The organism is Sporosarcina pasadenensis (assembly GCF_047228845.1).
Taxonomy (GTDB): domain Bacteria; phylum Bacillota; class Bacilli; order Bacillales_A; family Planococcaceae; genus Sporosarcina.
Genome location: NZ_JBFEGM010000014.1, coordinates 21804 through 46240 on the forward strand (window position 1 = coordinate 21804; position 24437 = coordinate 46240).

Annotated in this window: 27 protein-coding genes; 16 read left to right on the top strand and 11 right to left on the bottom strand. The window is 46.0% G+C overall.

Annotated elements, in window-relative coordinates:
• Nucleotides 1-10: 10 nt before the first annotated feature.
• Together AB1K89_RS15895 and AB1K89_RS15900 are read right to left on the bottom strand one after the other, a co-directional pair.
• Nucleotides 11-1150 carry a zinc-dependent alcohol dehydrogenase gene (locus tag AB1K89_RS15895; protein ID WP_413055685.1) on the bottom strand — a complete coding sequence of 380 codons (1140 nt, stop codon included), beginning with the start codon at nucleotides 1148-1150 and terminating at the stop codon, nucleotides 11-13.
• Between the two features lie 69 nt (nucleotides 1151-1219).
• Entirely contained in the window at nucleotides 1220-2350 is a 1131-nt protein-coding gene (locus AB1K89_RS15900) for a CAP domain-containing protein (protein WP_413055686.1), read from the bottom strand.
• Between the two features lie 128 nt (nucleotides 2351-2478).
• Between AB1K89_RS15900 and AB1K89_RS15905 the strand changes: the two genes are divergently transcribed.
• The 4 genes from AB1K89_RS15905 to AB1K89_RS15920 all read left to right on the top strand — a co-directional run bounded on the left by AB1K89_RS15905 (nucleotide 2479) and on the right by AB1K89_RS15920 (nucleotide 4926).
• The gene (locus tag AB1K89_RS15905) at nucleotides 2479-3345 is read left to right on the top strand and encodes a putative RNA methyltransferase (protein WP_413055687.1); all 867 of its coding nucleotides are present in this window, start codon (nucleotides 2479-2481) and stop codon (nucleotides 3343-3345) included.
• Between the two features lie 281 nt (nucleotides 3346-3626).
• Nucleotides 3627-4277 carry a pentapeptide repeat-containing protein gene (locus tag AB1K89_RS15910; RefSeq protein ID WP_413055688.1) on the top strand — a complete coding sequence of 217 codons (651 nt, stop codon included), beginning with the start codon at nucleotides 3627-3629 and terminating at the stop codon, nucleotides 4275-4277.
• Between the two features lie 44 nt (nucleotides 4278-4321).
• Nucleotides 4322-4792 (top strand): hypothetical protein, encoded by a 471-nt coding sequence (locus AB1K89_RS15915; RefSeq protein WP_413055689.1) that lies wholly within the window; start codon nucleotides 4322-4324, stop codon nucleotides 4790-4792.
• Complete coding sequence (locus tag AB1K89_RS15920; protein WP_252504618.1) at nucleotides 4789-4926, top strand: hypothetical protein; 138 nt, start codon at nucleotides 4789-4791, stop codon at nucleotides 4924-4926. The genes AB1K89_RS15915 and AB1K89_RS15920 overlap by 4 nt, the downstream gene beginning before the upstream one ends.
• Before the next feature lie 172 nt (nucleotides 4927-5098).
• On the opposite strand, the gene AB1K89_RS15925 is transcribed toward AB1K89_RS15920, so the two are convergent.
• The 5 genes from AB1K89_RS15925 to AB1K89_RS15945 all read right to left on the bottom strand — a co-directional run bounded on the left by AB1K89_RS15925 (nucleotide 5099) and on the right by AB1K89_RS15945 (nucleotide 9734).
• A complete protein-coding gene (locus tag AB1K89_RS15925) occupies nucleotides 5099-7228 on the bottom strand; it encodes an MMPL family transporter (protein ID WP_413055690.1) in 2130 nt (709 codons plus the stop codon).
• An 84-nt stretch (nucleotides 7229-7312) separates the two neighbouring features.
• A complete protein-coding gene (locus AB1K89_RS15930; protein WP_413055691.1) occupies nucleotides 7313-7582 on the bottom strand; it encodes a hypothetical protein in 270 nt (89 codons plus the stop codon).
• A gap of 159 nt (nucleotides 7583-7741) precedes the next feature.
• A complete protein-coding gene (locus tag AB1K89_RS15935) occupies nucleotides 7742-7942 on the bottom strand; it encodes a cold-shock protein (protein WP_060205704.1) in 201 nt (66 codons plus the stop codon).
• A gap of 160 nt (nucleotides 7943-8102) precedes the next feature.
• Nucleotides 8103-9101 (bottom strand): inorganic phosphate transporter, encoded by a 999-nt coding sequence (locus AB1K89_RS15940; RefSeq protein ID WP_413055692.1) that lies wholly within the window; start codon nucleotides 9099-9101, stop codon nucleotides 8103-8105.
• 12 nt (nucleotides 9102-9113) lie between these two features.
• Nucleotides 9114-9734 carry a DUF47 domain-containing protein gene (locus tag AB1K89_RS15945; RefSeq protein ID WP_413055693.1) on the bottom strand — a complete coding sequence of 207 codons (621 nt, stop codon included), beginning with the start codon at nucleotides 9732-9734 and terminating at the stop codon, nucleotides 9114-9116.
• Between the two features lie 226 nt (nucleotides 9735-9960).
• Between AB1K89_RS15945 and AB1K89_RS15950 the strand changes: the two genes are divergently transcribed.
• From AB1K89_RS15950 to AB1K89_RS15960, 3 genes are all read left to right on the top strand, one after another.
• Nucleotides 9961-10494: an NfeD family membrane protein gene (locus AB1K89_RS15950; RefSeq protein WP_413055694.1), complete on the top strand. Its 534-nt coding sequence runs from the start codon at nucleotides 9961-9963 to the stop codon at nucleotides 10492-10494.
• A 35-nt stretch (nucleotides 10495-10529) separates the two neighbouring features.
• Nucleotides 10530-12080: a flotillin lipid rafts scaffold protein FloT gene (gene floT / locus AB1K89_RS15955; protein ID WP_413055695.1), complete on the top strand. Its 1551-nt coding sequence runs from the start codon at nucleotides 10530-10532 to the stop codon at nucleotides 12078-12080.
• A gap of 437 nt (nucleotides 12081-12517) precedes the next feature.
• Complete coding sequence (locus AB1K89_RS15960; protein ID WP_413055696.1) at nucleotides 12518-13468, top strand: nuclease-related domain-containing protein; 951 nt, start codon at nucleotides 12518-12520, stop codon at nucleotides 13466-13468.
• Between the two features lie 118 nt (nucleotides 13469-13586).
• On the opposite strand, the gene AB1K89_RS15965 is transcribed toward AB1K89_RS15960, so the two are convergent.
• Entirely contained in the window at nucleotides 13587-13715 is a 129-nt protein-coding gene (locus tag AB1K89_RS15965; protein ID WP_413055697.1) for a hypothetical protein, read from the bottom strand.
• Nucleotides 13716-13785: 70 nt separating this feature from the next.
• Here AB1K89_RS15965 and AB1K89_RS15970 point away from each other — a divergent pair, with 70 nt between their 5' ends.
• From AB1K89_RS15970 to AB1K89_RS16010, 9 genes are all read left to right on the top strand, one after another.
• Nucleotides 13786-14484: an ABC transporter ATP-binding protein gene (locus AB1K89_RS15970; protein WP_413055698.1), complete on the top strand. Its 699-nt coding sequence runs from the start codon at nucleotides 13786-13788 to the stop codon at nucleotides 14482-14484.
• On the top strand, nucleotides 14474-15745 hold the full coding sequence (locus AB1K89_RS15975; protein WP_413055699.1) for an ABC transporter permease: 1272 nt from the start codon (nucleotides 14474-14476) through the stop codon (nucleotides 15743-15745). The genes AB1K89_RS15970 and AB1K89_RS15975 overlap by 11 nt, the downstream gene beginning before the upstream one ends.
• A 112-nt stretch (nucleotides 15746-15857) precedes the next feature.
• Nucleotides 15858-16781 carry an HD-GYP domain-containing protein gene (locus AB1K89_RS15980; protein ID WP_413055700.1) on the top strand — a complete coding sequence of 308 codons (924 nt, stop codon included), beginning with the start codon at nucleotides 15858-15860 and terminating at the stop codon, nucleotides 16779-16781.
• 104 nt (nucleotides 16782-16885) lie between these two features.
• Nucleotides 16886-18268 (top strand): class II fumarate hydratase, encoded by a 1383-nt coding sequence (gene fumC / locus AB1K89_RS15985; protein WP_413055726.1) that lies wholly within the window; start codon nucleotides 16886-16888, stop codon nucleotides 18266-18268.
• 3 nt (nucleotides 18269-18271) lie between these two features.
• The gene (locus AB1K89_RS15990) at nucleotides 18272-18685 is read left to right on the top strand and encodes an HIT family protein (RefSeq protein WP_413055701.1); all 414 of its coding nucleotides are present in this window, start codon (nucleotides 18272-18274) and stop codon (nucleotides 18683-18685) included.
• Nucleotides 18686-18749: 64 nt separating this feature from the next.
• Nucleotides 18750-19250 (top strand): PCYCGC motif-containing (lipo)protein, encoded by a 501-nt coding sequence (locus AB1K89_RS15995; protein ID WP_413055702.1) that lies wholly within the window; start codon nucleotides 18750-18752, stop codon nucleotides 19248-19250.
• Nucleotides 19251-19752: 502 nt separating this feature from the next.
• On the top strand, nucleotides 19753-20274 hold the full coding sequence (locus tag AB1K89_RS16000) for a DinB family protein (RefSeq protein ID WP_413055703.1): 522 nt from the start codon (nucleotides 19753-19755) through the stop codon (nucleotides 20272-20274).
• Between the two features lie 126 nt (nucleotides 20275-20400).
• Complete coding sequence (locus AB1K89_RS16005) at nucleotides 20401-21057, top strand: Dph6-related ATP pyrophosphatase (RefSeq protein WP_413055704.1); 657 nt, start codon at nucleotides 20401-20403, stop codon at nucleotides 21055-21057.
• 209 nt (nucleotides 21058-21266) lie between these two features.
• Entirely contained in the window at nucleotides 21267-21827 is a 561-nt protein-coding gene (locus AB1K89_RS16010; protein WP_413055705.1) for an integrase, read from the top strand.
• Between the two features lie 81 nt (nucleotides 21828-21908).
• Here the strand turns inward: AB1K89_RS16010 and AB1K89_RS16015 are convergent, their stop codons facing one another.
• The 3 genes from AB1K89_RS16015 to nfsA form a co-directional block, all read right to left on the bottom strand.
• Nucleotides 21909-22235 carry a pyrophosphohydrolase domain-containing protein gene (locus tag AB1K89_RS16015; protein ID WP_413055706.1) on the bottom strand — a complete coding sequence of 109 codons (327 nt, stop codon included), beginning with the start codon at nucleotides 22233-22235 and terminating at the stop codon, nucleotides 21909-21911.
• A gap of 30 nt (nucleotides 22236-22265) precedes the next feature.
• The gene (locus AB1K89_RS16020) at nucleotides 22266-23435 is read right to left on the bottom strand and encodes a class I SAM-dependent methyltransferase (protein ID WP_413055707.1); all 1170 of its coding nucleotides are present in this window, start codon (nucleotides 23433-23435) and stop codon (nucleotides 22266-22268) included.
• Between the two features lie 254 nt (nucleotides 23436-23689).
• Nucleotides 23690-24421: an oxygen-insensitive NADPH nitroreductase gene (nfsA, locus tag AB1K89_RS16025; protein ID WP_413055708.1), complete on the bottom strand. Its 732-nt coding sequence runs from the start codon at nucleotides 24419-24421 to the stop codon at nucleotides 23690-23692.
• Nucleotides 24422-24437: the final 16 nt, after the last annotated feature.

Sequence of the window (24437 nt, forward strand, 5' to 3'; positions counted from 1 at the left end):
TAGCTTTTGTTTATGGTTTCAAAATCACTTTGATACAATCATCTTCATGCTCGTAGAAGTGATGGTAAGCGGCCGATGCTTCCTCCATCGGTACGACATGGGTAATGATTTCCGTCGGATCGAATTCCCCTTTTGTAATCTTATCAAACAATAAAGGCATATAGTGGATGACAGGAGCTTGTCCCATCTTCAGCGTAATATTGCGCTCAAACATATTCCCAAGTGGAAACATGTTGTAGAGCGATCCGTATACTCCTGTCAGATGGATCGTCCCGAATTTGCGCACGGATTGGTAGCCGATTTCTAGAGCGCTCAACGTCCCGCCTTGCACTTTCATCTTTTGACCGATCTTCTCCACTAGATTCTTTTTCCCGTCCATTCCGACACAATCGATGACGATATCGACACCGCCGCTCGTAATTTCTTTAATATGCGCACCCATATTGTCATAGTCATCGAAATTGAATGCTTCCACTTTGTTCATCTTGACGGCGTGACGCAAGCGGTAAGGGACGTGGTCGACCGCAATGACACGTTTCGCCCCTTTCATCCAAGCGAACTTTTGCGCCATCAAACCGACAGGGCCGCACCCTAGAACAGCGACAGTATCCCCTTTCTTCACGCCTGCATGCTCCACGCTCCAATAAGCGGTCGGCAGCACATCGGACATGAACAGAAGCGCCTCGTCCGGCAGTTCGCAAGACTCAGGGATAACAAATGGCGCAAAATTGCCGTAAGGAACACGTAAATACTCCGCCTGGCCACCTGGATACTCTCCATAGCGTTCGGTGAATCCTAAATAACCGCCCGTATCGACATGAGGATTGGGGTTGGAATTATCACATTGGCTTTCCATTTCATGCTCACAATAAAAACAGTGGCCGCATGACACATTGAACGGAATGACGACCCGATCTCCTTTTTTCACTTTCGTCACATTCGGTCCAATCTCCTCGACAATTCCCATTGGTTCGTGGCCGATGACATACCCTTTATGCGTCGGCAAGGCGCCTACATAAATATGAAGGTCGGATCCACAAATGGCCGTAGAAGTAACTTTGACAATAATGTCGTCGGGCTTCTCGATTTTCGGAGCGTCCACCTTTTTCACTTGGATATCTTTCGCTCCTTGGAATGTAACAGCTTTCATTCGAACTCCTCCTTTTCTATATTCTCCTCCTTATATTCCCCTTAAGAGACAGATATAGTCGTGAAGAGTTCATTGCAGGAAAAAGTTCTCCGTGTAATATGGCTGTGATTTTTCGTTGAAAGCGACCCCGATGCCGAGATGGCTGTAATCTTTTATTAATATATTCTCCCGGTGCCCTTTGGAATTCATTAGGCCTTCATGTGCGAAAATGCTGCTTGACTGGCCGTAAGCCAAATTTTCGCCCGCCCTGCGGAACTTGATATGGTCCTCTTTCATCCGGTCGAAGGGCGAAAGCCCCTGCAGATTATCGTGGCTGAAATAATCATTGATCGCCATATCGCGGCTGTGTTTGCGGGCCGTTTCGGCGATTCTGTCATCCCATCGCAATATCGAGCGGCCATGCCGGACACGGGCAGCGTTCGTCAAATCAAAAAGTTGCTGCTCGAACCCGTTGCGCAAAGATACATCCCCGCCCGCGTACATCCCGGTTTTTCTCTGCTCCATTTTAGTCGTGATGAGCTGAATGGCCGTCACGGTTTCATTCCGATGAAGATCATAAAACACATACAAATAGGCACCTCCGGCTTTAAAAAGGTCCATCCCTTCGTTTTCCTGAAGGACGTAGATGTTCAAGCCTTTGCGGATCTCTTTCAGCGGTTCGCCATACGCCTTTCGAACATCGGCTTTCGGTGTGCCATACTGGATCCCGGCTTTTGAGGAAATGAGGTCGTCGTTCGTGTAGATCGCATTCACTTTCGAATTTTCGTCAAAGGAAATCATGACGAAATTTTGGTAATCCTCATGGTAAGTGAACCACTCTGAGCCGTATTCATTCAATGAATAGCTTTTTGGCTCTCCAAGCTCTGCCTTCACTTGTTCTTCGCTTGCTCCAAGCTCGATATTATGGATGGACATAATGGAGTGATCGGGCTTGTCCAATATAGGTTTGGCCACTTTGTCTGGAATCATCTGTTCCACTTCAGAAGACTTCGAAGATATATATAGGAAGATTTTATCGGCAGCGTTAAGGATAGAGTTCATGGCGGAAGTGACCGGCTCTTTCTCCAATACGTTCTCAATCTTTTCGTCGACCGGATTCAAGAAGGAAAGGTCGATATATTTCGAAACGGGCTCTTCCCATAAAGGTTTAGCGAGATAAAGTGCAACTATGAAAATGATGAATTGAAAAATCCGCTTCACGGAAATCGCCTCCTTTCTATTATTGTACCCGCTGAAGGTGCGATAGATACAGTGGGACCTATTGATAGTTTGAGTCCGGGCGGAAAGGCGGTATACTGGTAGAACAATATTGGAACGGAGCATCGGAAATGAAATTGACGAAGAAAATGCAAAGCGCGCTAGTGATGGAGAAGAATATACGGCTATTCAAATGCCCAATCTGTTCTGCAGTGATGGAAATGGAGGAGCATTCCCGACTCGTCTGCCGGAACATGCACTCGTTTGATTTGGCGAAGAGTGGATATGTTAATTTGGCGCCGCAAGCCCATTCTACGAAATACGATAAGTCGCTGTTTGAAGCGAGGACTGCCGTCATGAATAGCGGTTTTTTCAAGCCGGTACTTGAGAATATCACCGCTCGTTTGGAAGATCAATTGGCGGAAATTAAAAGTCCTGCCGTATTAGACGCGGGTTGCGGGGAAGGGACACATTTACAGGCAGTTCATTCACAGCTAGGGAAGGAAAGTGTCTGCATCGGCATCGATTTGGCGAAGGAGGGCATTACGGCAGCTTCGAAAGCCTATCCAGGAATCATTTGGAGCGTTGCGGATCTCGCTGCCATGCCTTTTGCGGATTCTAGTATGGATGCAATCCTGAATATTTTATCACCGGCGAACTATGCGGAATTCAACCGGTTGCTGAAACGAGGCGGCTTGTTGGTGAAAGTCGTGCCGGAAAGCGGGTACTTGCAGGAATTACGGGAAGTCTTTTACGACGGGAAGCAGCAGAAAGAGGAGGCTGACCCGGTAGCGAGGTTCCAAGAACAGTTCGATGCAGTCGAGACGGAACGGGTTACATACCAATTCGAATTGCCTGAAACGTTGCTCGCGCCGTTAATCCGCATGACGCCGCTTACTTGGAATGCAAGTGAGGAAAAGATTCAAGAGGCGCTTGCGATGGGAATGAAGCACATTACGATTGATTTACGGGTGATTTCGGGTGTACGAAGGTTTTAGTGTGGGGGAAAATGGACAAGCGGTGATAAAGTCGCCGTGAGCGGTGATAAACTTAGTTTAAGTGGTGATAAACTAGCCGTGAGCGGTGATAACCTGTCCATAAGCGGTGAAAAATTCAACTCAAACGGTAATAAGCGGGATTTGAAGTTCGCCTGGATAAGGAGATGGTTAGGTGTTCACAGGAATTAGTTCGATTCCAAATTGGTTTTATATAATGGCGTTTTCGGTCGTCATACTGCTCATTCTATTCTTTGAATGGAAGACGCGATAGGAGGGATTACGTGGCGGAGAAAAAGGACAAGCGAATGAAGCCGAAATTGTCGATGGAACACGAACTGTTAAGGCCATCGGATATATGGATGCGGGAAAGGTTTATTGAACAAGCGAGATTTGAAGGCGGTGTAATGACTGGCGCTGATGAGGAGCGTCTCGTGTTCGATAATTGTGTATTCAAGGATATGTCTTTTGCGAATAGTGATTGGAGAGGCGTGGAGTTCGTCGATGTTTTATTCCAAACTTGCGACTTTTCGAACGTCCAAATGGAGAATGTCATGTTCCATCGATGCGAAATAGTAAATTCGAAGCTGACGGGAGCGGATTTGGCTAATTCTAATGTAGGGCATCTCCTTGTGAAAGATAGTGACGCCCGCTATGCGAACTTCAACTTTTCAGAGATGAAGGAAGTTGAGTTTACTGACTGCAATTTAATGGATAGCGATTTTTACGAATGTAAGTTCAATCAAGTGCGGTTTGAAAAGTGTAAGCTCGACAATGCGAATTTCTCGGAAACTGATTTGGATGGCGTGGATTTATCAAGCAGTACATATGAACACATTGAAGTGACTATACCGAAAATTGCGGGATGCATCGTTTCGATAGAGCAGGCGCTCGGTTTTGCGCGTGCACTCGGTCTGACGGTGAAGGAAGAATAATGGTATACTGGAAAGACATTTGACAAAGAAAGAGTGGCCAGATCATGCTAACATTCGAACAAAAACAGCAAATCATTGAGACATTCCCTGAACTGACGAGGAAAGAAGTGTCGATGAAACGGCTCAACTACCATTATGAAGACAGTTTGTACGACAAAACCGTCGTTGTCCAGCATCTACACCCGAACGGCAATGGATTTGTGTATGTGGAAGGGATCCCGAGCTACGAGCCGGATGAGCGCGGACTCGTCAACATTCGTGAAGCGACGGAAGAGGAATTGAAAGCAATAATCCGTGATGCCATTCGCGCGCTGTCGACAAAAGAAGAGGAAGAAGATCCGCTTGAGGAAGTATGGGTGAATGGACAAGGCCAGAAGCTGACGTTATTGGAAGAAGAGGGTTTCTTCAATGTTTATCATGGCTATAATTTGGAGGAAAGCTTCGGTGATTACCGGGAAGCTGCGGATTATTTGAAGGAGGAAAACTTCACAATTAGCGGAGGTGAATCCGAGTGAAGGGAAGAACGCTAGTCATCGGACTCGTCGTTTTCGTCCTTGCGGTAGTGGCAATCATTTATTTTCTGATGATTAAACAATTCGATAAGGATGCACATGTCAATACGAACGTGGAAATTGTGGATTTGATATGAAAAAACTGCCTGACAAACGGGATTTCCGTTGTCGAGGCAGTTTTTATTTTCATCATCCAGCTTCGGACAGCAGCCTCTCGGGTCGCTTCGATCTTGAAAGAAAAGGCAAAAAGCGCCTTTTTTTCAAGACCTCCAGCGCCTGTCGTGGCCAAACGCTGTCCTCCGCATTTGTTTAATGCCAATTCCCAGCTCTATAAGGACCTTTTCTGAAAGGCATCCACCAGTTCCATTTCCCGAACAGCTTCATTAAACTCGGGACGAGCAGAAGGCGGATAATTGTAGCGTCAATGGCGACTGCAATTGCGATGCCGACACCGATCTGCTTTACGGGCATGACATCCGTAAACGCGAATGCGCCGGTCAATACGATCATGATCAAAGCCGCGGACGTAATGATCTTGCTTGTCGTTGCAAGCCCTTCGACAGTCGAATGATCATTATCGAATGTGTTCGCATATTCCTCCTGCATACGCGAAATGAGGAACACTTCATAGTCCATGCTCAAGCCGAAGACGAGACTGAAAACGAGTATCGGAATAATGAGTGCAATCGTTCCGGGATGCAGCCCGAAATGTCCGTATTGGAAAATGTAGACGAGAATTCCGAAGGTCGCGGACAGTCCGACGATGTTCATTAAAATCGCCTTCAACGGAATGAGCACCGAGCGGAATGCAATCATCAGGATGATGAACGTCGACACGAGAATGACCGTCAGCACAGAAACAATATTGCCGAAAATCTCGTCGAAAATTTCCTGATTGAACTTCGGTTGACCACCCACCAACAGATTCCATTCCGTTTGTTCCGACCAATTCCGCGCCCATTGCTGCGCTTCTTCGGACGTACCTTTCGCCTTAAGCGTCACGGGAATCAATACTTGATTGTCTTTCACGAATGAATCGAGAAGCGGTTCAAGCTTTGCCTTCATTTCAGGGACTTGCGTCGCTTGTTCCCACTCTTCAGGGGACCCGACTCCACTTGCAGTGTAAATGGTCGTCAGTTTGTCGACTAAAGGGTCATCGGCTAAATCCTCTTCCAATGCTTTCATTGCCTTCAAGCCTTCCGTATCAGACCAACCGTCGTCCCGTTCCGCAACTATGTACACATTCGATTGCTTACCAAGCCCGAAAGTGTCATCCATCAATTCGTACGAAGCCCGTGTATCATACGACGCCGGCAGTGAATCGATCTGTGGGATCGTCAAATCCATATTTTTCACTGGAATTATAGCGATACCTAGTAAAACGAGTGCTGCAATCGTAATGAGGACGGGCCGTTTGATTACCGCATTGGCAAACTGCCTCCATCTGTCGGAGCCATTTTCCTTCACTTTCAATATGCGGCCTTTATTTAAACAGTCGCCAAGCAGTATCAAAATAGACGGCAGCAATGTCACTGAACTTAGAACTGCCATGCCGACGACAAGCATACCGCCGAGTGCAATATTTTGGAAAATCTCCACTTTGATAATGAACATTGCGCCGAGTCCGATGAACACACAAAATGCCGAGAAAATGACAGACCGGCCCGCCGTTCGGATTGTAGTCCCAACGGCTTCAAGTATATCGCTTTTCAATCGTTCTTCCCGATAGCGGCTAATGAATAGAAGCGAAAAGTCGATGCTCAAAGCGAGCCCGAGCATAGGGACGATATTCAATACAAAGATTGCCAAGTCCATCTGTCCGCCAACTAACGCCAACACGCCGAACGTGGAGATGACGGTTGCCACCCCGACAATTAAAGGGACCATCGATGCCATGACCGACCCGAAGGCGAATAAAAGAACGATGATCGCAATAGGCAATCCAATTGCTTCCGCCTTCATCAAGTCGCGCTGGCTTGCGCTGTTAATATCTTTTGTAATGGCTGATTGTCCCGTTAAGACAATTCCTTTCTTATCCCCGATCGCTTCCCGGATATCGGTGACGACAGTGGACATGTCCTTGCCGTTCCTTTCAAAATGAAGCAATGCGTATGAAACACCGTTCGTATATTGCTCTTCATTTTCCAGAGGGGAAACGACTTCGGAAGCAAGGTCTAGATTCTCAATGTCCGCCAAGGTGGAAGCGATTGTTTCGTCACTCACTTTATCAAACACGACGAACATCGTTTCTGCGGGCAAATCGAATTTCTCTGAAGCGATCTTCATCACTTGTTCATGCTCCGCATCCATCCTGAATCCGTCACCCGCAAGCAGCCCTGGCAAGCGGAGCGCAAAAATAGCCATCGCAATAAAAAACGCAATCCACACAATCGTGATCATCTTATAATACTTCGTAACAAAACGCGCAAGTGTGCGCATAACATCTTCCTCCCTGATCTTTCTGTCTATCTATTCCCTTATCATAGCTAAAATGGATGGGAATGTCTTTTCCAAAGGAATAATTTAGAAGAATCGCGTCCAAAGCGGGGAGCCGCGCGTCCAAAGCGGGAGGTCGCGCGTCCAAAGTCGGTGCCCCGCGTCCAAAGTGGTTGTCTCCGCGTCCAAAGCCGGTGCTCCCGCGTCCAAAGCAAGCCGTCCCGCGCCCAAAGTGAGTGCTCCTGCGCTCAAAGCAAGCCGTCCTGCGCCCAAAGTGAGTGCTCCTGCGCTCAAAGCAAGCCGTCCCGCGCCCAAAGTGAGTGCTCCTGCGCTCAAAGCAAGCCGTCCCGCGCCCAAAGTGAGTGCTCCCGCGCTCAAAGCAAGCGGCCAGCGCCCAAAGTGAGTGCTCCTGCGCTCAAAACAAGCCGCCCCACGTCCAAATTCTGCTCTCAGATATCTTTTAGAACGAAAAAAACCACTCCCCGAAGGAAGTGGTTTTGAAAGGTTTAAATCAAATTAGTTTTTTTCAACGTTTGTAGCTTGAAGTCCGCGTTGACCTTGTTCGATTTCGAAAGTCACGTCTTGGCCTTCTTCAAGAGTCTTGAAGCCGTCGCCTTGGATAGCGGAGAAGTGTACGAATACATCGTCGCCATCTTCACGTTCGATGAAGCCATAACCTTTTTCTGCGTTAAACCATTTTACTTTACCTTGTTCCATGTTTGTTTCCTCCTCGTGTGCAAAGCACACATTGTGTTACTATCCTTGCTCAAGTCTTGAAGCGGTCAAGCGTAAAAATCGTGACCATCACGCCGAACAAAAATAATTCTTCTTTATCATAACAGAGGTTTTTTGGCAATGCAAGTGAAAAGTTTTCTTTTTAGAAAAATAAGTTCAAAATTTGATACACAATTGCGGCAAGAGCAGCCGAAATTGGCATTGTAATTACCCAAGTGAGGACAATTTTTTTCGCGACTCCCCATTTGACGCCTTTAACACGTTGCGCAGAGCCGACTCCCATGATGGCGGAAGAGATTACGTGCGTCGTGCTGACAGGCAAATGGATAAGCGTCGCGCCGAAAATTATCATCGCGGAGCTCAAATCGGCTGCGGCTCCGTTGACAGGCCGAATTTTCATGATCTTTCCGCCGACCGTCTTGATAATCTTATACCCGCCGATTGATGTCCCGAGTCCCATCGCTGTTGCCGCGGCAATCCGAACCCAAAGCTGGATGTCGTCGCCCGTCTGCATTTGCGCTGCGATCAATGCCATCGTAATGATCCCCATCGCTTTTTGGGCATCGTTCGTCCCGTGCGTAAAAGCTTGTAGAGCTGCTGTTCCGATTTGCAAATAGCGGATCCGTTTATTAGCCTTGAACAGATTCCGGTTCTTCAACAACACCTTGAAGAGCGACATCATAAGGAACCCGCCCGCAATGGCGATGAACGGGGAAATGAGCAGGGCTTGCATAATTTTGATAAAACCGCCGTAATTTAAAATGCCGATCCCTGCAGCTGAAATGGCTGCGCCAGCGATCGAACCGATCAACGCATGCGATGAACTTGACGGAATGCCATAATACCAAGTGATCAAATTCCAGGCGATCGCAGCAGTAAGAGCTGCCAAAATGACGAGCGATCCGTTACTCAACGCAAACGGATCGACAATATCCTTGGAAATGGTCTTGGCAACTCCTGTAAACGTCAATGCGCCGATAAAATTCATGATTGCAGCCATATAGACGGCTGTCCGTGGTTTCAATGCGCGCGTCGAAACCGAAGTCGCAATGGCGTTCGCGGTGTCGTGGAATCCATTGATGAAATCGAAGGCAAGCGCAAAAACAACGATTGCAATCGTGAGAAACAGTACCATATCCATAATTGCTACCCCTTACGCGTTTCGCATGATGATTGTTTCGAGTGTGTTCGCCACGTCCTGGCAATGGTCTGCAATCTCTTCCAGCAGCTCATAAATATCCTTGAATTGAATAATGCGAATCGGGTCCTTTTCGCGGATGAACAGCTGTTTGATTGACGTGCGAAGGACTTCATCGCAAATGCGCTCGTATTCTTTGATCAAAACGGCATGATCCCGCATTTGGACAAGCTTCTTCTTCGCCAACAGCTCCATCGCCTTGACGATTTCATCGGAGCTTTTCACGATATTGTCCATGAACTTCTGGACATATTCATCAATTTCAGTAAGTGAGAACATTTCCAGATTTGCTGCGAAATGTTCGATGCCATCTAAGATATCATCCATTTTAATGGCCAATTGTAATATATCTTCCCGTTCGATTGGCGTCATAAACGAAATATTGAGCTTGGAGATTAGGTCATGAATTAAATCATCCCCCGATGTTTCGTACTCCTTCAGCTTGATGCTCACTTCTTTTAAATCTGCTACAGACGTCACTTTATAATCATGCGCATAATGCATCGCTTCTTGAACGTGCTCAGCAATCTCCAAAAGAGCTGCGAAAAAAGGATCGGTTTTACGTGGACTGAACATTTTTTAGGCCTCCATCCGTTTCCGGAATCAATTTTTAGTAGTCTTATCATAGCAAAAAAAAGCAAAAATAAGTACAGATATAGATGCTGATTTCTTTGGAAAAGTTATCATTTGACTGAAATATTATGTTAAGAAGATTTAAATTTATTTCCAAAAATATTGAAACTTTATTCCTGATGAGTCGTATGTATAGTAGAATTCAAATAGAAGAAGGCGAGGTGAGAGGATGGAAGTGTTCGGAATGCCGGTTATCAATGTCTATTTGACCGTGCTTATCCTCGGGGGATTGGCAACCGTGCTGTACATTTTCTTCAGTGACATTGCAGAAGGAATAGGTGATGCGAGTCCGCTTTTGGATCCCGCAGTCATTCTTGCATTCATTTCATTTACATCTGCAGTCGGTTATATTTTGGAGTTAACGACAGAATGGAATCATTTGCTGATCTTGATCATTGCACTTGGGGCGGCGACCGCATTGGACTTCCTTCTATATTTCTTCGTTCTCCTTCCATTGAAATCCGCGGAAGTATCGCTTGCCTACACAGATGAATCACTCACAGGCCAGGTCGGCAAAGTCATCGTACCGGTACCGGTCGACGGCTTTGGCGAAATCATCATCGAAACGGTGAATGGCATCATTTCGAAAAGGGCTGCGGGTTATGAAAACAAAGCGATCGACTACGGAAAAGAAGTTTTAATCATCGAAGTGAAGGAAGGGACGTTCATCGTCAAGGAGTATGAACCTTTCCGCTTCAAGTAATCAATGCGAAACCAATCAATTAAGGGGGAATTAGAATGGCAGGGATTTCAGGATTGTTTATTGTCATCGGAATTGTCGTGTTCATTTTGCTGGCTGTCATACTCGTCTATATTTCAAAGTATAAGACAGTCGGGCCGGATGAAGCGCTAATCGTCACGGGAAGTTATTTAGGAACGAAAAACGTACATACGGATGACTCGGGCAACCGGATCAAGATCATCCGTGGCGGGGGAACATTCGTCTTCCCGGTGTTCCAGCAATCGGAACCGCTCAGCTTGCTTTCAAGCAAATTGGAAGTGACGACTCCTGAAGTGTACACGGAACAAGGTGTTCCCGTCATGGCCGACGGAACTGCCATCATTAAGATCGGTGGATCGATTTCTGAAATCGCGACGGCGGCAGAGCAGTTTTTAGGAAAATCGAAAGCCGACCGCGAAAATGAAGCGAAGGAAGTGCTGGAAGGGCATTTGCGTTCCATTCTCGGATCGATGACGGTCGAAGAGATTTATAAGAACCGTGATAAGTTCTCCCAGGAAGTGCAGCGTGTTGCATCACAAGACTTGGCTAAAATGGGGCTTATCATCGTTTCATTCACAATTAAAGATGTCCGCGATAAAAACGGCTACTTGGATTCACTCGGTAAACCGCGTATCGCCCAAGTGAAACGCGATGCCGATATTGCCACAATGGAAGCTGAAAAAGAAACGCGTATTAAGAACGCTGAAGCATCGAAGGAAGCGCAAAAAGCGGAAATCGAGCGTGCGACTGAAATCGCGGAAGCGGAGAAGGAAAATCAGTTGAAAGTCGCTGACTACCGCCGCGAGCAAGATGTCGCAAAAGCGCGCGCCGACCAAGCGTATGAGCTGGAATCGGCACGTGCGAAGCAGGAAGTTACGGAGCAAGAGATGCAAGTCAAAATCATCGAGCGTCAAAAGCAGATCGAATTGGAAGAGAAAGAGATTCTACGACGTGAGAAACAATACGATTCCGAAGTGAAGAAGAAAGCGGACGCTGACCGCTATGCGATCGAACAAAATGCAGCGGCGGACAAATCCCGTCAAATGGCGGAAGCGGAAGCAGAAAAGTACCGCATTGAATCGCGTGCTGCTGCGGAAGCTGAAAAAATCCGCCTTGACGGTTTGGCGAGAGCTGATGCACAACGTGCGCAAGGTGAATCGGAAGCAGATGTTATCCGCTTGAAAGGTCTCGCAGAAGCGGAAGCGAAGCGTAAAATCGCGGAAGCATTCGAACAATACGGCCAAGCAGCTGTGCTTGATATGATTGTCCGCATGATTCCGGAATACGCGAAGCAAGTTGCAAGCCCGCTTTCGAATATTGATAAGATTACAGTTGTCGACACAGGCGGGGGTGAAGGCGGCGGTGCCAACAAAGTGACATCGTACGCAACGAACCTCATGGCGACATTGCAAGAATCGTTGAAAGCCTCTTCAGGCATCGACGTGAAGGAAATGATGGAGAGCTACGTCGGGAAGAACAACCTACGTCCAAGCCTCGATAATCTGGCGGAAGAGCTTCGTACACCAAAGCCGACCGCAGTTAAACCGAAGTCTGTAGATGAAGATTAAGCTTTGCCTAAACACCCGGTCCACGAATGTGGTCCGGGTGTTTTTTATGGTTAACCGCCTGGAAAGTCGTTAATACCGCCTGAACTCCGCCGCCGACCGCCTGAAGCACGGCCGCAACCGCCTGAAATCGTTGCCGGCCGCCTGAACTGACAATGTGAGCGCCTGAAGTGTTTAGTATTCCGCCTGATATAGCTGCACAACCGCCTGAACATTAAACGATGTTTGCCTAGCTTAGAAGGACATGACCATAGTCTGCATGCTAGGGAATCACAATGAAAAAACTTTAGGAAATGGCAAATTCGATTTTTCAAAAATAACAAAGCGTATACCTATGCACTTTTTTGGAATAAGAGTAATAAAAAAAAGGCAAAACACCGTCAAATTTGATTTTTGAACATTTTGTCAACTGTTTAGTTTGTTGGTATGATAATTTTGAGGTGAAGAAGTTGCTTTATAAGGTTCGATCTGCACCCTTAAAGCTAGTTGGCTTACAAGCTTTAATTCAAAGATTGTCACCTTCTCATCCTCATTTCCTGGACATCCAAGAGGAGATAAGGAGAAGAGCCGCCGGTTTTAGTGGAGAGGGAAACTTTGACAGGAACATTAGTGATTTTCGGCCATCATATCCATACGCGTTGTTGCATGATATCTGTCTAAAACAAAATGGAGTTTATTTTCAAATGGATTCTGTACTGATAACTCCGTCCTATATCATTATATTTGAGATTAAGAACTTGGCTGGCAAAATCATTGTAAAATCCAATCCAACTCAATTTATTCATGAGAATGTTGAAAGGAAAATTATTCAAAGCCCTATTACTGAGCTTGAAAGAAAGGAGATTTTCTTGCGCAAGTGGCTGCAAGTAAGAGGTATTGATATTCCAATAAACGGGGTCGTCGCACTTGCATATACAAATGAGTTAACAATACTTGAGACTCCAGATAAACCAGTAGTGTTTACACATGATATTCCTATTCTGTTATATAAAACCAATCTTGATAAGGAGATTCTTCGGCAAAATGAAATACATAATCTGGCGAATGAAATGATTGGAATGCATGATGAATACAATCCTTTTCCACTTGTGAAAACGATGGATATTATTGCTGATGATGTTTTGCCGGGAATTATTTGTCCGAACTGTAGTTATCGTGGAATGGCGTGGTATCGGAGGAAATGGAATTGTAAGAAGTGCCAATATCAAGCATCTAATTCGCATAGAAAGTTACTTGAAGAGTGGTTTATGTTACTTGATAATAAAATTACAAATAGGGAATTTAGAAATTTCTCGTATCTAACTGATCCGGATGTTGCCAAAAGGCTTTTGAAGAACTCGGGACTTATCATGAAAGGACAACATAGAAATGCATATTATATTGAAAAATAACGCTTGATGAAAGCGTTGTTTTTTTATTAATGATAGATTAAGCCGCCTGAAATCCCTATGTGAGCGCCTGAAGTTGGCCGACATTCGCCTGAATTCGACAGCGACCGCCTGAAATTGGCTACCAATCGCCTGAACCTCGATGACAACCGCCTGAACCCCGCTCACGATCGCCCGAAGCACGTCCCAAACCGCCTGAACGACGGTCAATTGCTAAGCTAGCCAACCCACATCTTAAGAATTTCTTCATATTTCTCCTCACTCCCCCTTAAGATTCTCCCCTTACAATGAGAAACAGTTACTACGTTGGAGGGGAATTCATGATACAAGTTCAGGAATTGACACATTCATTTAAAATCGGCAAGAAAGGCAAGGAGAGGCATGTCCCGGTGCTGAAGGGGCTATCCTTCACGATTGACGAGGGAGAAATTGTTTCGATTGTCGGGCGGAGCGGGTCGGGGAAGTCGACATTGCTCCATATAATGGCGGGGTTCCTTAAGCCGGAGGCAGGTATTATCCGAATAGGAGAAACGCTAACTTCAACATTCAATGAGGTGGAGAGCGCGAAGTTCCGCCTCGATCATTTCGGATTCATCTTTCAAAATTTCCAGCTCATGCCGGGTCTCACGGCGTTTGAAAATGTGGAGCTGCCACTAAAACTCGCTGGAGCTTCCAAAAAGGAACGGCGGGATAAGGTCCGACACCTTCTTCAGCTTGTCGGCTTGACAGAGGTGCAAGACCATTATCCGAATGAATTATCAGGTGGACAGCAGCAGCGGGTGAGCATTGCGCGTGCGCTCATAACCGATCCGCCAATCATCTTTGCGGACGAGCCGACGGGGAGCCTCGATTCAGAGACGGAGCAGGACATCCTGCTACTCATCCAATCGTTGAATAAGTCCCGCGGCATCACATTTATCATTATTACGCATGATGACACGGTGGCGGAGACGGCCGACCGCATTTACCGCATGCACGACGGTGAGTTAACAGAAGGGGGTGTCGTACATGCAATTTAACGATCAAATCGATTTCGTACGGCAACATATTAAAAAGAATAAACTTCGCGTTTTCATGACCATCCTCGCCGCAACGATGGGCACAGCATTCTTGATTGTCCTTGCATCCGTCGGATTTGGCATCCACGACACGATGCGAAATGAAATACTCGATAATCGATTAGTGAATCAGATTGAAGTGTACTCGAGTGATATGGATCAGACTAAAGTGGAGGAACTTAAAAAACGGGATCGTGTGAAAGCGGTCGTCTTCCGCCAGTCTGTTAGCATTAACCAGCAAACGGAATTGGACGGGTTCATCGGCAGCCATAACATGACGGTCACGGAATTCCAAGAGGAAGCAAAAGTGGGCTTCGCCTTGCAAGAGGGGCGCTTGCCGGAGAATAAACATGAAGTCGTCGTAGGAAGCCATTTCGCCGAAAATCTGATCGAACCGAAAGCGGACGACGGAGAAGCGGAACCTTCAACATATAAGGAAGCAATTATCGGCAAACAGTTCACATACAAAATGGGATTGTATGAAGAGAAAGAACTGTTCCCTGAAGAAACAACATTGACTATCGTTGGTATTGCAAAAGAGCCTGCGAAAGATTGGGTAATGGACTTTAATATTTATGCGGACGCGGCCATCATGTCTGATTTGAATCGGATTTTCCTCACCCACGTAGAGGATGCCGACAGCGAATTGTTCTACGGGAACGTCAATGTGTATGCAGATAATCTTGAAAATGTCACTGCACTAAGCAAGTCCCTCAAAGAGGAAGGGTTTGCCGTCTACTCCATTGCCGATCAGCTTGAACAACTTGATGTCTTCTTTCTGGCATTCAAAGCTGGCCTCGTATTTGTCGGCACAATCGCGATTTTAATTGCCTCCATCGGAATCTTCAACACGATGACGATGGCTGTAACGGAAAGGACCCGAGAAATCGGCGTCATGAAAGCAATCGGGGCAAGCCCGAAACTGATTCAAAGACTATTCCTCATGGAAAGTGCATGGATTGGAATAATAGGAACAGTCATCGCCGTCGTGATCTCTTACGGTGTCAGTTTCATCGCCAATATGGTTTTGCCGATCATCGTTTCAGCTGCGCTCGGGGAAGAAGAAATCGCAAGCTTTGATATCACTTTTTCCATCATTCCATGGCAACTAGTCGTCATAGCATCCGCAATCAGCATATCAGTCGCCATGATTTCCGGCTGGCGCCCAGCTCGTAAAGCGACAAAGATTGATGTCATTCAGGCATTGAGGCAGGAATTATAAAAGAATGTGTATTCTATTTATTCAAAAATAAGTGTAGAGTTTCCTAGCACTTTTCGTTATACTAGAAGAAACACGTGGAAAATAGTCGAAACCTGCTTGACGGAGGATGCCTATGGGAACAACTCGAAACTACACGCACCGCCAAACAGATGGCCAGTACCCTGTTTTACGCATGACATCCGGACAGATTATGATTATGGGATGTTGGAATAACGTTGCGGAAGCCCTCTTTTCTTTGAATGAAGGGGGATCTTTCTGCGCCCAATACAACCCCGAGAACACGGTTGTCGAAACGTACACGTTATTGGATGGCGAAGTCGAAATTGAACACCGTGGCAATCGTACGAAACTGCAAATCGGAGAAACGCTCGACGCTTCCTGTTACGAGAAAATCGTCACGTTTTACGGAACATCCAACTCAGAAATCCTCATGAAGATGGATGCCGATTTCTATGAACAATTATTTTTCGAAACGCAGACTCTGCAAACCGAAATGGATGCTGTTGCGAGGGTGGATGGTTACACATATCACCATTGCGATCGAATTAGGCAATACGCCATAGAAGTTTGGAAACGGATGGACCAGCCGAAATGCAGACTCAAATTGCTGCGGTGGGGTTCCTATTTCCACGATATCGGCAAGCTCGCGATTCCCATTGAGATATTAAACAAACCAGGAAAGCTTACGGGGGATGAGTGGGAAACGATGAAATTGCATTCCTCGATCGGCGCAAACATTATGCGAGCCCACCCGGTGGAGTGGTTGAAAGATGCCGCATTCATCGTCGAGCAGCATCACGAGCGATACGACGGCAAAGGGTATCCCTATGGTTTGAAAGGGGACGAAATATCTTTGGAAGCCGCCATTGTCTCTGTCGTCGACGCCTATGATGCAATGATAACGGAACGCGTCTACAAACAAGCGGTGACGGTCGAAGAGGCGTTTGCAGAACTAAAAAGGGGCAGAGGGACACAATTCCATCCGGAAGTAGTGGATAGATTTATAGAAATATTCCAGGAAAAGAAATTAGCCTGATTTTGAAAGACTCGGATAACCGGGTCTTTTCATTTTATTTCAACTCTAAAAAAGTGCATGATAGAAGGAGGAGTTTGAATTATCTATTGAAAGGCGGAGGGAAAATGGACTATCGTATCGAGCATGACACATTTGGAGAAATCAAAGTACCGGCGGATAAGTTATGGGGCGCGCAGACGCAGCGGAGCAAGCAGAACTTTAAAATCGGCGGAGAACGTATTCCGCTTGGCGTCATTCGTGCGTTTGCCCATTTGAAAAAATCAGCCGCAATTGCTAGCAACTCATATGGCAATCTATCTGACGCGAAAATGAAAGCAATTGTCGCAGCTGCCGAAGAAGTAATTGAAGGAAAATGGGACGACCATTTCCCGCTCGTCGTTTGGCAAACAGGAAGCGGAACGCAATCGAACATGAATATGAACGAAGTGCTAGCGAACCGCGGTAACCAACTGTTAGAGGAGTGGGGCGAAGAAGAGCGCCTCCATCCGAACGATGATGTGAATAAATCTCAAAGCTCCAACGATACATTCCCGACAGCACTGCATGTCTCGGGTGTTATCGCAGTGGAACGTGAATTGCTGCCAGCTCTACAAGAACTGAAGGCAACGCTTGGCAAGAAATCTGAGGAATTCATGGATATTATTAAAATAGGTCGTACGCATCTGCAAGACGCGACACCTCTTACATTAGGGCAGGAAATTAGCGGATGGCATCGCATGCTGGAAAAGACGGAAAAAATGTTGAACGAAAGCGTCCAGTCCATGAAGGAACTTGCAATTGGTGGAACTGCAGTCGGCACAGGACTGAATGCACCAAAAGGATTCGGTGAGAAAGTTGCTGAAGAGATTTCAAAATCGGTCGGCATCGCATTCACATCTGCTGAAAATAAATTCCACGCGCTCACTAGCTATGATGAAGTCGTCTATACACATGGTGCGATGAAGGCTTTAGCAGCGGATTTGATGAAAATCGCGAACGACGTAAGATGGTTGGCGAGCGGTCCGCGTTCAGGAATTGGTGAAATCACAATTCCTGAAAATGAACCAGGCAGCTCCATCATGCCAGGTAAAGTCAACCCGACACAAAGTGAAGCTCTCACAATGGTTGTTGCACAAGTGATGGGTAATGACGCGGCAATCGGATTCTCGGCAAGCCAAGGAAACTTTGAACTGAACGTTTTCAAGCCGGTTATCATTTATAACTTCCTGCAATCTGCACAATTGCTTGCAGACGGCATGCGCAGCTTCAACGACAATTGCGCAGTCGGCATCGAACCGAACAGGGAAGAGATCGATAGCAAAGTGAAAAACTCCTTGATGCTTGTAACAGCTTTGAACCCGCATATCGGATACGAAAACGCAGCGAAAATCGCGAAAACGGCACATAAAGAAGGCACGACATTGAAAGAAGCGGCGCTTAAAACGGGTCTATTGACAGAAGAGCAGTTCGACGAATACGTTGATCCTTCGAAGATGATTGGTCGGTAACATATGTACGAGAAAGATTGTCCGTACTGTAATTTAACTGCAGATCCCGAACAGCAAATTATCTTTGAAACAGAAACATGCGCGTATATTCAAAAGCGTTCTGAACAAAAAGTTTTGGAAGGAAGCGGCTTGATCGTCCCGAAACGGCATGCGGTCGATGTGTTTTCATTGACGGCGGAAGAGTGGCGGGACACGCAGGAGCTCCTGTTGAAAGCGAAGGCCTATTTGGAGGAGCGTTATGGCCATGAAGGCTATACAGTCGGCTGGAATACAGGCGAAGTGGGCGGACAATCGATTCCGCACGCCCATCTGCATGTCATCCCGCGGTTTTCCGACGAACCGTTAGCTGGGAAAGGCATCCGCTATTGGATCAAGCAGAAGGAAAATAAACGGGGTGCATTGTCCACAAATTTGTAACCGTGCAATCTATCAATCTCCGCTATGATGGAAGGACAAGTAACTTATAAAGGAGTCGACATGAATGAAGAAAAGCCTTACGTCTATCATGTTAATATTGGTCCTTGTCCTTTCCGCATGCGGAAACAAGGCGCAACAGCACACGGAAGAGGAACATCTGGAAGTGGGTCATGAAAAACATTTGCCGAACGGGGACTTGCACGAAGTGACGGAGTCGGCTGCAGTCTTGCCGAAGTTTTTAGATGACAAGCCCGAAGACATGCGCCTCGTCTATCAAGTGGCGGCATCCGCTGAAGATATACTGGCTTATATGCCTTGCTACTGCGGTTGTGGGGAAAGTGCCGGCCATGGCAGCAACTTGAATTGCTTCGTCGATGAAATCCGTGAAGACGGTTCCGTCGTCTGGGACGATCACGGAACGCGCTGCCTCGTCTGCTTGGAAATTGCGGTTACATCCGTGCAAATGAAACAGGAAGGCAAGTCAATTAAGGAAATCCGTGAATTCATTGACGATACTTACAAAGAAGGCTACGCAGAACCGACAGATACGCCGATGCCTGCATAATCTCAGCGCTCAGCCTGTTGACAAACGCTCGCATCCGTTGTTGCTCGTCCACTCATGAACTTTAGTTCTATTCGCGTCTTCGCTCCACTTCGCGCCTAGGCTGACAAGCGTTTTCAATCAGGCTGAGGATATGCTTAGTTATCTTGTCTACACTCTGATCGCTCCATCCTAGCTGGGTGGAGCGTTTTTCACTTGCGACGCATAAACTCATTGAAAGAAGCATAAATTGTTCCAAAGGCGCATAAATCATTACACATACTCATAAATCATCCTAGAAACGCATAACCTACAAGATTGACGCATAAATCGCCCGAAAGCCTCATAATTGCTCTTTGAAACGAATAAATCCTTCCAAACTCGCATTAACTAGTTCAATTACAAATATAACCAACATCTTATTTTTCTGAATATGATTCTATCACTTTAATTTTTCTTCAAAAAGGCGTATGCTGTGGGAGTAAAATTGAATGCCCCTAGTTCGTTCTATATAAGGAGAGATATAATGGTTTTAGAGGGGAATAACAAAATCAGAAGAAAAATTTACCACACCCTCGATGGGTTGACTGATAACGAATTTAATGCAACTCCGTCAACAGGAGGTTGGTCTCCGAAACAGATCTTGGAACACCTCGCATTGATGGAAACTTATATAGCTTCAAAAATATCGGGAGAATTGAAGAACCCGAAAAGTCTAAGAGCCTCCAAGAAACTGATCGTCCTTTCCGGGAGCTTACTCGTCAAAGGAAAACTTCCTTTGCAAACACAACCGACAGATACGTATAAGACGATTGCAGATATTAAAGAAGAACTTCATAACTCAAGAATCTATTTGCTCGATGTCTATGACGGCTGCAGCAAAGATCAATTGCGTGATAAGTCCTTCAAGCATCCGAATCTAGGATTAATTCCACTGGAACAATGGTTCCCGGTCGTCGGCTTGTACGAGAAATGCCATTTGAAGCAATTGAGGAAGACGATCGATGATTTACGAATAAACGGCTACTCATTAGAAGCGGCAGAATAAGAAAAGTCCCCGAACGCTATTACGCCTGGGGACTTATTTTATTTATGAACGCACTGGATTCACATGTTTCAACGAATATACACATCATATAATTTTGTCAATATAACGTAAGGGAACGTGTTGCAAATGAACAATGAACCATTCGTCGCTTCATGGAGTGGCGGGAAAGACTCGACACTGGCGTATTATCGTGCACTTCAAGAAGGTGGAGTCGCAAAACGGATTTGGACAATGTTCGAAGAGGATAAAGAGCGATCAAAATCTCACGCATTGCCATTGGAAATTATCCAAGCGCAGGCGGATAGCATCGGTGTTCCTTTGATGATTCGGGGAGCGGACTGGTATGGGTATGAAGAGCAATTTTTAGATGCAATGAAGGAATGTGTCGATGCAGGCATTCCGAATGGCGTTTTCGGAGATATCGACCTCGAGGACCATTTGACTTGGGTACAAACGGCATGTGCCAAAGTCGGCATGAAAGCAATCCACCCGCTATGGATGGAATCGCGCCGGAAACTGTTGGAGGAATTCGTACAGGCGGGTTTTGAAGCATATATTGTAGTTGTCAATACGAAGATGATGCCTGCACAATTTATAGGGCGTGAATTCACGATTGAATTAATGAACGAACTAGAATCGCTTGGTATTGATTCATGCGGGGAATCGGGGGAATTCCATACCGTTGTCGTCGATGGACCGATTTTTAAGAAACGTGTACCTATCGAGTTCAAAGGTCGGCATGAGCGAGAGGGATATGTATTCATGGACGTCGGGTTGAAATGAAATAATTAATAATCACGAACCTACTAACTTAGTCAGTTAGCAGGTTTTTGACAATTTGGTGGATACTGGAACTTTCCTATTGAAAAAAATCCCTTATTTAATTATAATAAAAAAGTTGCTTGTGAAAAGCTCATGAATGAAATACACATAAATGCTACTCTGGCTAACATAGATAGAATCTAAACAGTAAAGGGTGTATGGGAAAGAGAATGAAAGAACGAATGACGGTATCGCAAATCGTCGCTGTAATCGAATCGACCATCTATGCCGTAAACATGGATGTGGAGCTGAAGCAGGAACGTACGGGTGTTAACATGATGTATGATTTCATCAACGATGAAGTGATTGTCGACAATGCCCGGGTACAAAAAGCTTGCCAAGAACTCCCCGAACCGATGCCACTGGAAATGTATCTTCGCATATTGACCATCCACGAGCTTGGCCATGCGATGGATCGCAAAGCCTTACTCGACTCACTCGATCGTACGAAAGAAATCATGCTTATGAAAAAACAAGCTGCGGCTGAAAAGAGGCCAACAGATCTGCCTTTCATGACGATGGTAATAGAAGAGCATGAGACCGATATTGCCTTTGAGGAAACTGCATGGGCCAATGCCGAAATACTGAACAGCTTCTTTGAAATCGTCGATGGAGACAGCTTCGAAAAAGTAAAAGCGCACAGTCTGTCGACATATCGAGCGTCATATGAGTACGATTTGGAAATTTATAACGGATTCATTGACACGCAAGAGGAATTATTATCCGTATAACATCAAGAAACCGCCTGCCTGAGGAATCGGGAGGCGGTTTTTCGTGAAATTAAAAGAGAACTGGACGAATCCAGTTCCCATTCACTCATCTTCAACATCGATTAAAAAAATCCTCTCGTCAAACCCTCCACGCTTTTCCGCTTTTTGCAGACGGACTTTCTCCAACTCATCAAAGCTGGATCCGTGAGCAACAGCAGCCGCGTGGATCAGCTCTAATAAATCAGCCAATTCCTCGATGGCATCCTCTGCAGTTTCCGCCGCTACGTATTCAGCGAGTTCCTCATGCATTTTCTTGTTGAGTTCCGTTATGAATTCATCGTCATGCATGATGCGTGTCGTACACGTTTTCCCTGAGCTTTCAATAATATGGGGAATGAAGTCACGTACGAGTTTGTTGTAAGTAGGCATTCTTTCAACTCCTAAGAGAGTGCACGTATTTTATTGTATATAACCGGCTTCTTTTAATTCCCTTTCCAAAAACGGCTTTGCGTTCAGCATGTCTCGAAACGCTTCGTATTTTGCGATGGAACTAGAAGCTGGTTTCTTGCCTGTTTTATAAGCACGGATCAAAATATTCTTCGGTGTATGCTCCATATCGATAAACTCCAGCAGCTGTGCATCGTACCCGACGAGCTTCAAAAGTTCAGCCCGGATGGAGTCCGTCGCAAGTGCGGAAAAGCGCTCTTTAATGAGCCCGTGCTGGAGCATCACGTCAAGAGCGGGGGATTGGATTTGATTGAACAGTTCGTGCTGGCAGCAAGGGACGCTCAAAATCACTTCCGCTCTCCATTTAACAGCGCGCGCTAATGCCATATCCGTAGCAACGTCGCACGCATGTAAAGTGACGACCATGTCCACGGACGTTTCCTCGTTATAATCGTTAATATCGCCGACGAGGAACTCCAGCTGTTCATAGCCAAGATCCTTCGCAATCAAATTGCATTCCTCAATGACTTCCTTTTTCAAATCAAGACCTGTCACCCGGATATCCAATCCCTTTTCTATATGCAAATAGTGATAGAGGGCGAACGTCAAATACGATTTGCCGGAACCGAAGTCCAAAATGCGGACGGGACGGTCTTTCGGCAAGTGGACGAGCGCATCGTCGATGAATTCGACAAAGCGATTAATTTGCCGGAACTTATCGTATTTCTGCTTCTTCACCTTGCCTTCGGGAGATTGCACGCCAAGACGGATGAGGAAAGGATAAGGAGTTTCATCGTCCAATAGGTAATTCTTTTTCCGGTTATGCGACAAGTCGACTGTTTTCGTCTTAGCCGTCTTTTCACCTTTCCAGGAAACTTTGAATTTTTTTGTCAGCTGGATATGAACTTTCTCATCCGTGAATTCTCCCTGCATTTGCTTGAATTGCTCCAGTAGTTGTTTTAGAACGGGCTGAATATCTGGAATTTTTATATTTTCATGTTTCAAAATGCGTTCGTAGTGATATTCAAATTGTATATGGACTTCTTTCTTAATTTCCACTGGCTTCAGTTTCACTTTCTGCAGGCCAGTAGATTTGTAACGCGGCTGACTGATCGTCCCTTGGATGAACGTCCCTTCATGGATTCGTTGGACGATTTCTTCGACGAGTTCTTCAAATTGCATATTGCTGGACCTCTTTTCGGACAAGTATATACATATAAGAATACAACAAGGGATTGGCATTTGACCAATCCCTTGAGGTGAAATCTGTTTATGCGTTGAAATTTCGTTTTATGCGCGAGTTATCCGATTTATGAGCTTTTCTGCAGATTTATGCGTCGATTATTGCGTTTATGCGTGAGAATACCATTTTATGCGTGACTAAATGGATTTATGCGTTTTGGGATGCTTTATACGTGATGAAAACGTTCAGTGTTTCATTTGAACGTAAATCCACGTTTCGCCAAGAACTCTTTCATATATGTTCGTCTCGGTTCGGAGAGGAAGTCGGCTATTTGCACGGACCATGCTGTATCCTTTTGGTTCGATCCGCGGTTTAAGTAATAGTCGTGCATCGTTTGGTCATAGTCTGGAAGAAGTTCGTCATATTTGGCAGCGTCATAGCTGTTCTCATGGATGATCGCTTCGACGGGCAATCTCGGTTTCACTTCGTTCGCTTCGTCCGGCACGCCGATCGTCATTGCGAACATTGGCGCGACGCCGTCCGGTAGCCCTAACAGCTCGCTGATTTCTGCAGGGGCGTTTCGTACGCCTCCGATATAGCAGATGCCGTATCCTTTCGACTCTGCGGCGATTGCAACATTTTGGGCGAAGAGCGCGACATCGATCGAGCCGACAAGTACGTTTTCGGCATGTGAATAATCGATCTCTTTGCCATGTAATGCGGCGGCTTTGGCCAATCGGCAATAATCCGCGCAGAAGACTAGTACGGCTCCGGCGGATAGGATTTGCCTTTTATTCTTCGATAATTCGGCGAGACGTTCCCGTTTTTCCGCATCGGTTACGTGTATGACGGAATAGGCTTGAACGAAGTGGGAGCTCGCCGCATGCTGGCCTGCGTGGACCAGTTCCTGGACGTCTTCCTTCGATAGGGGAATGTCTTTGTATTTTCGTACGGATGCGTGTGATGTCAATAATTCGATTACCATATGTATCCCTCCATAA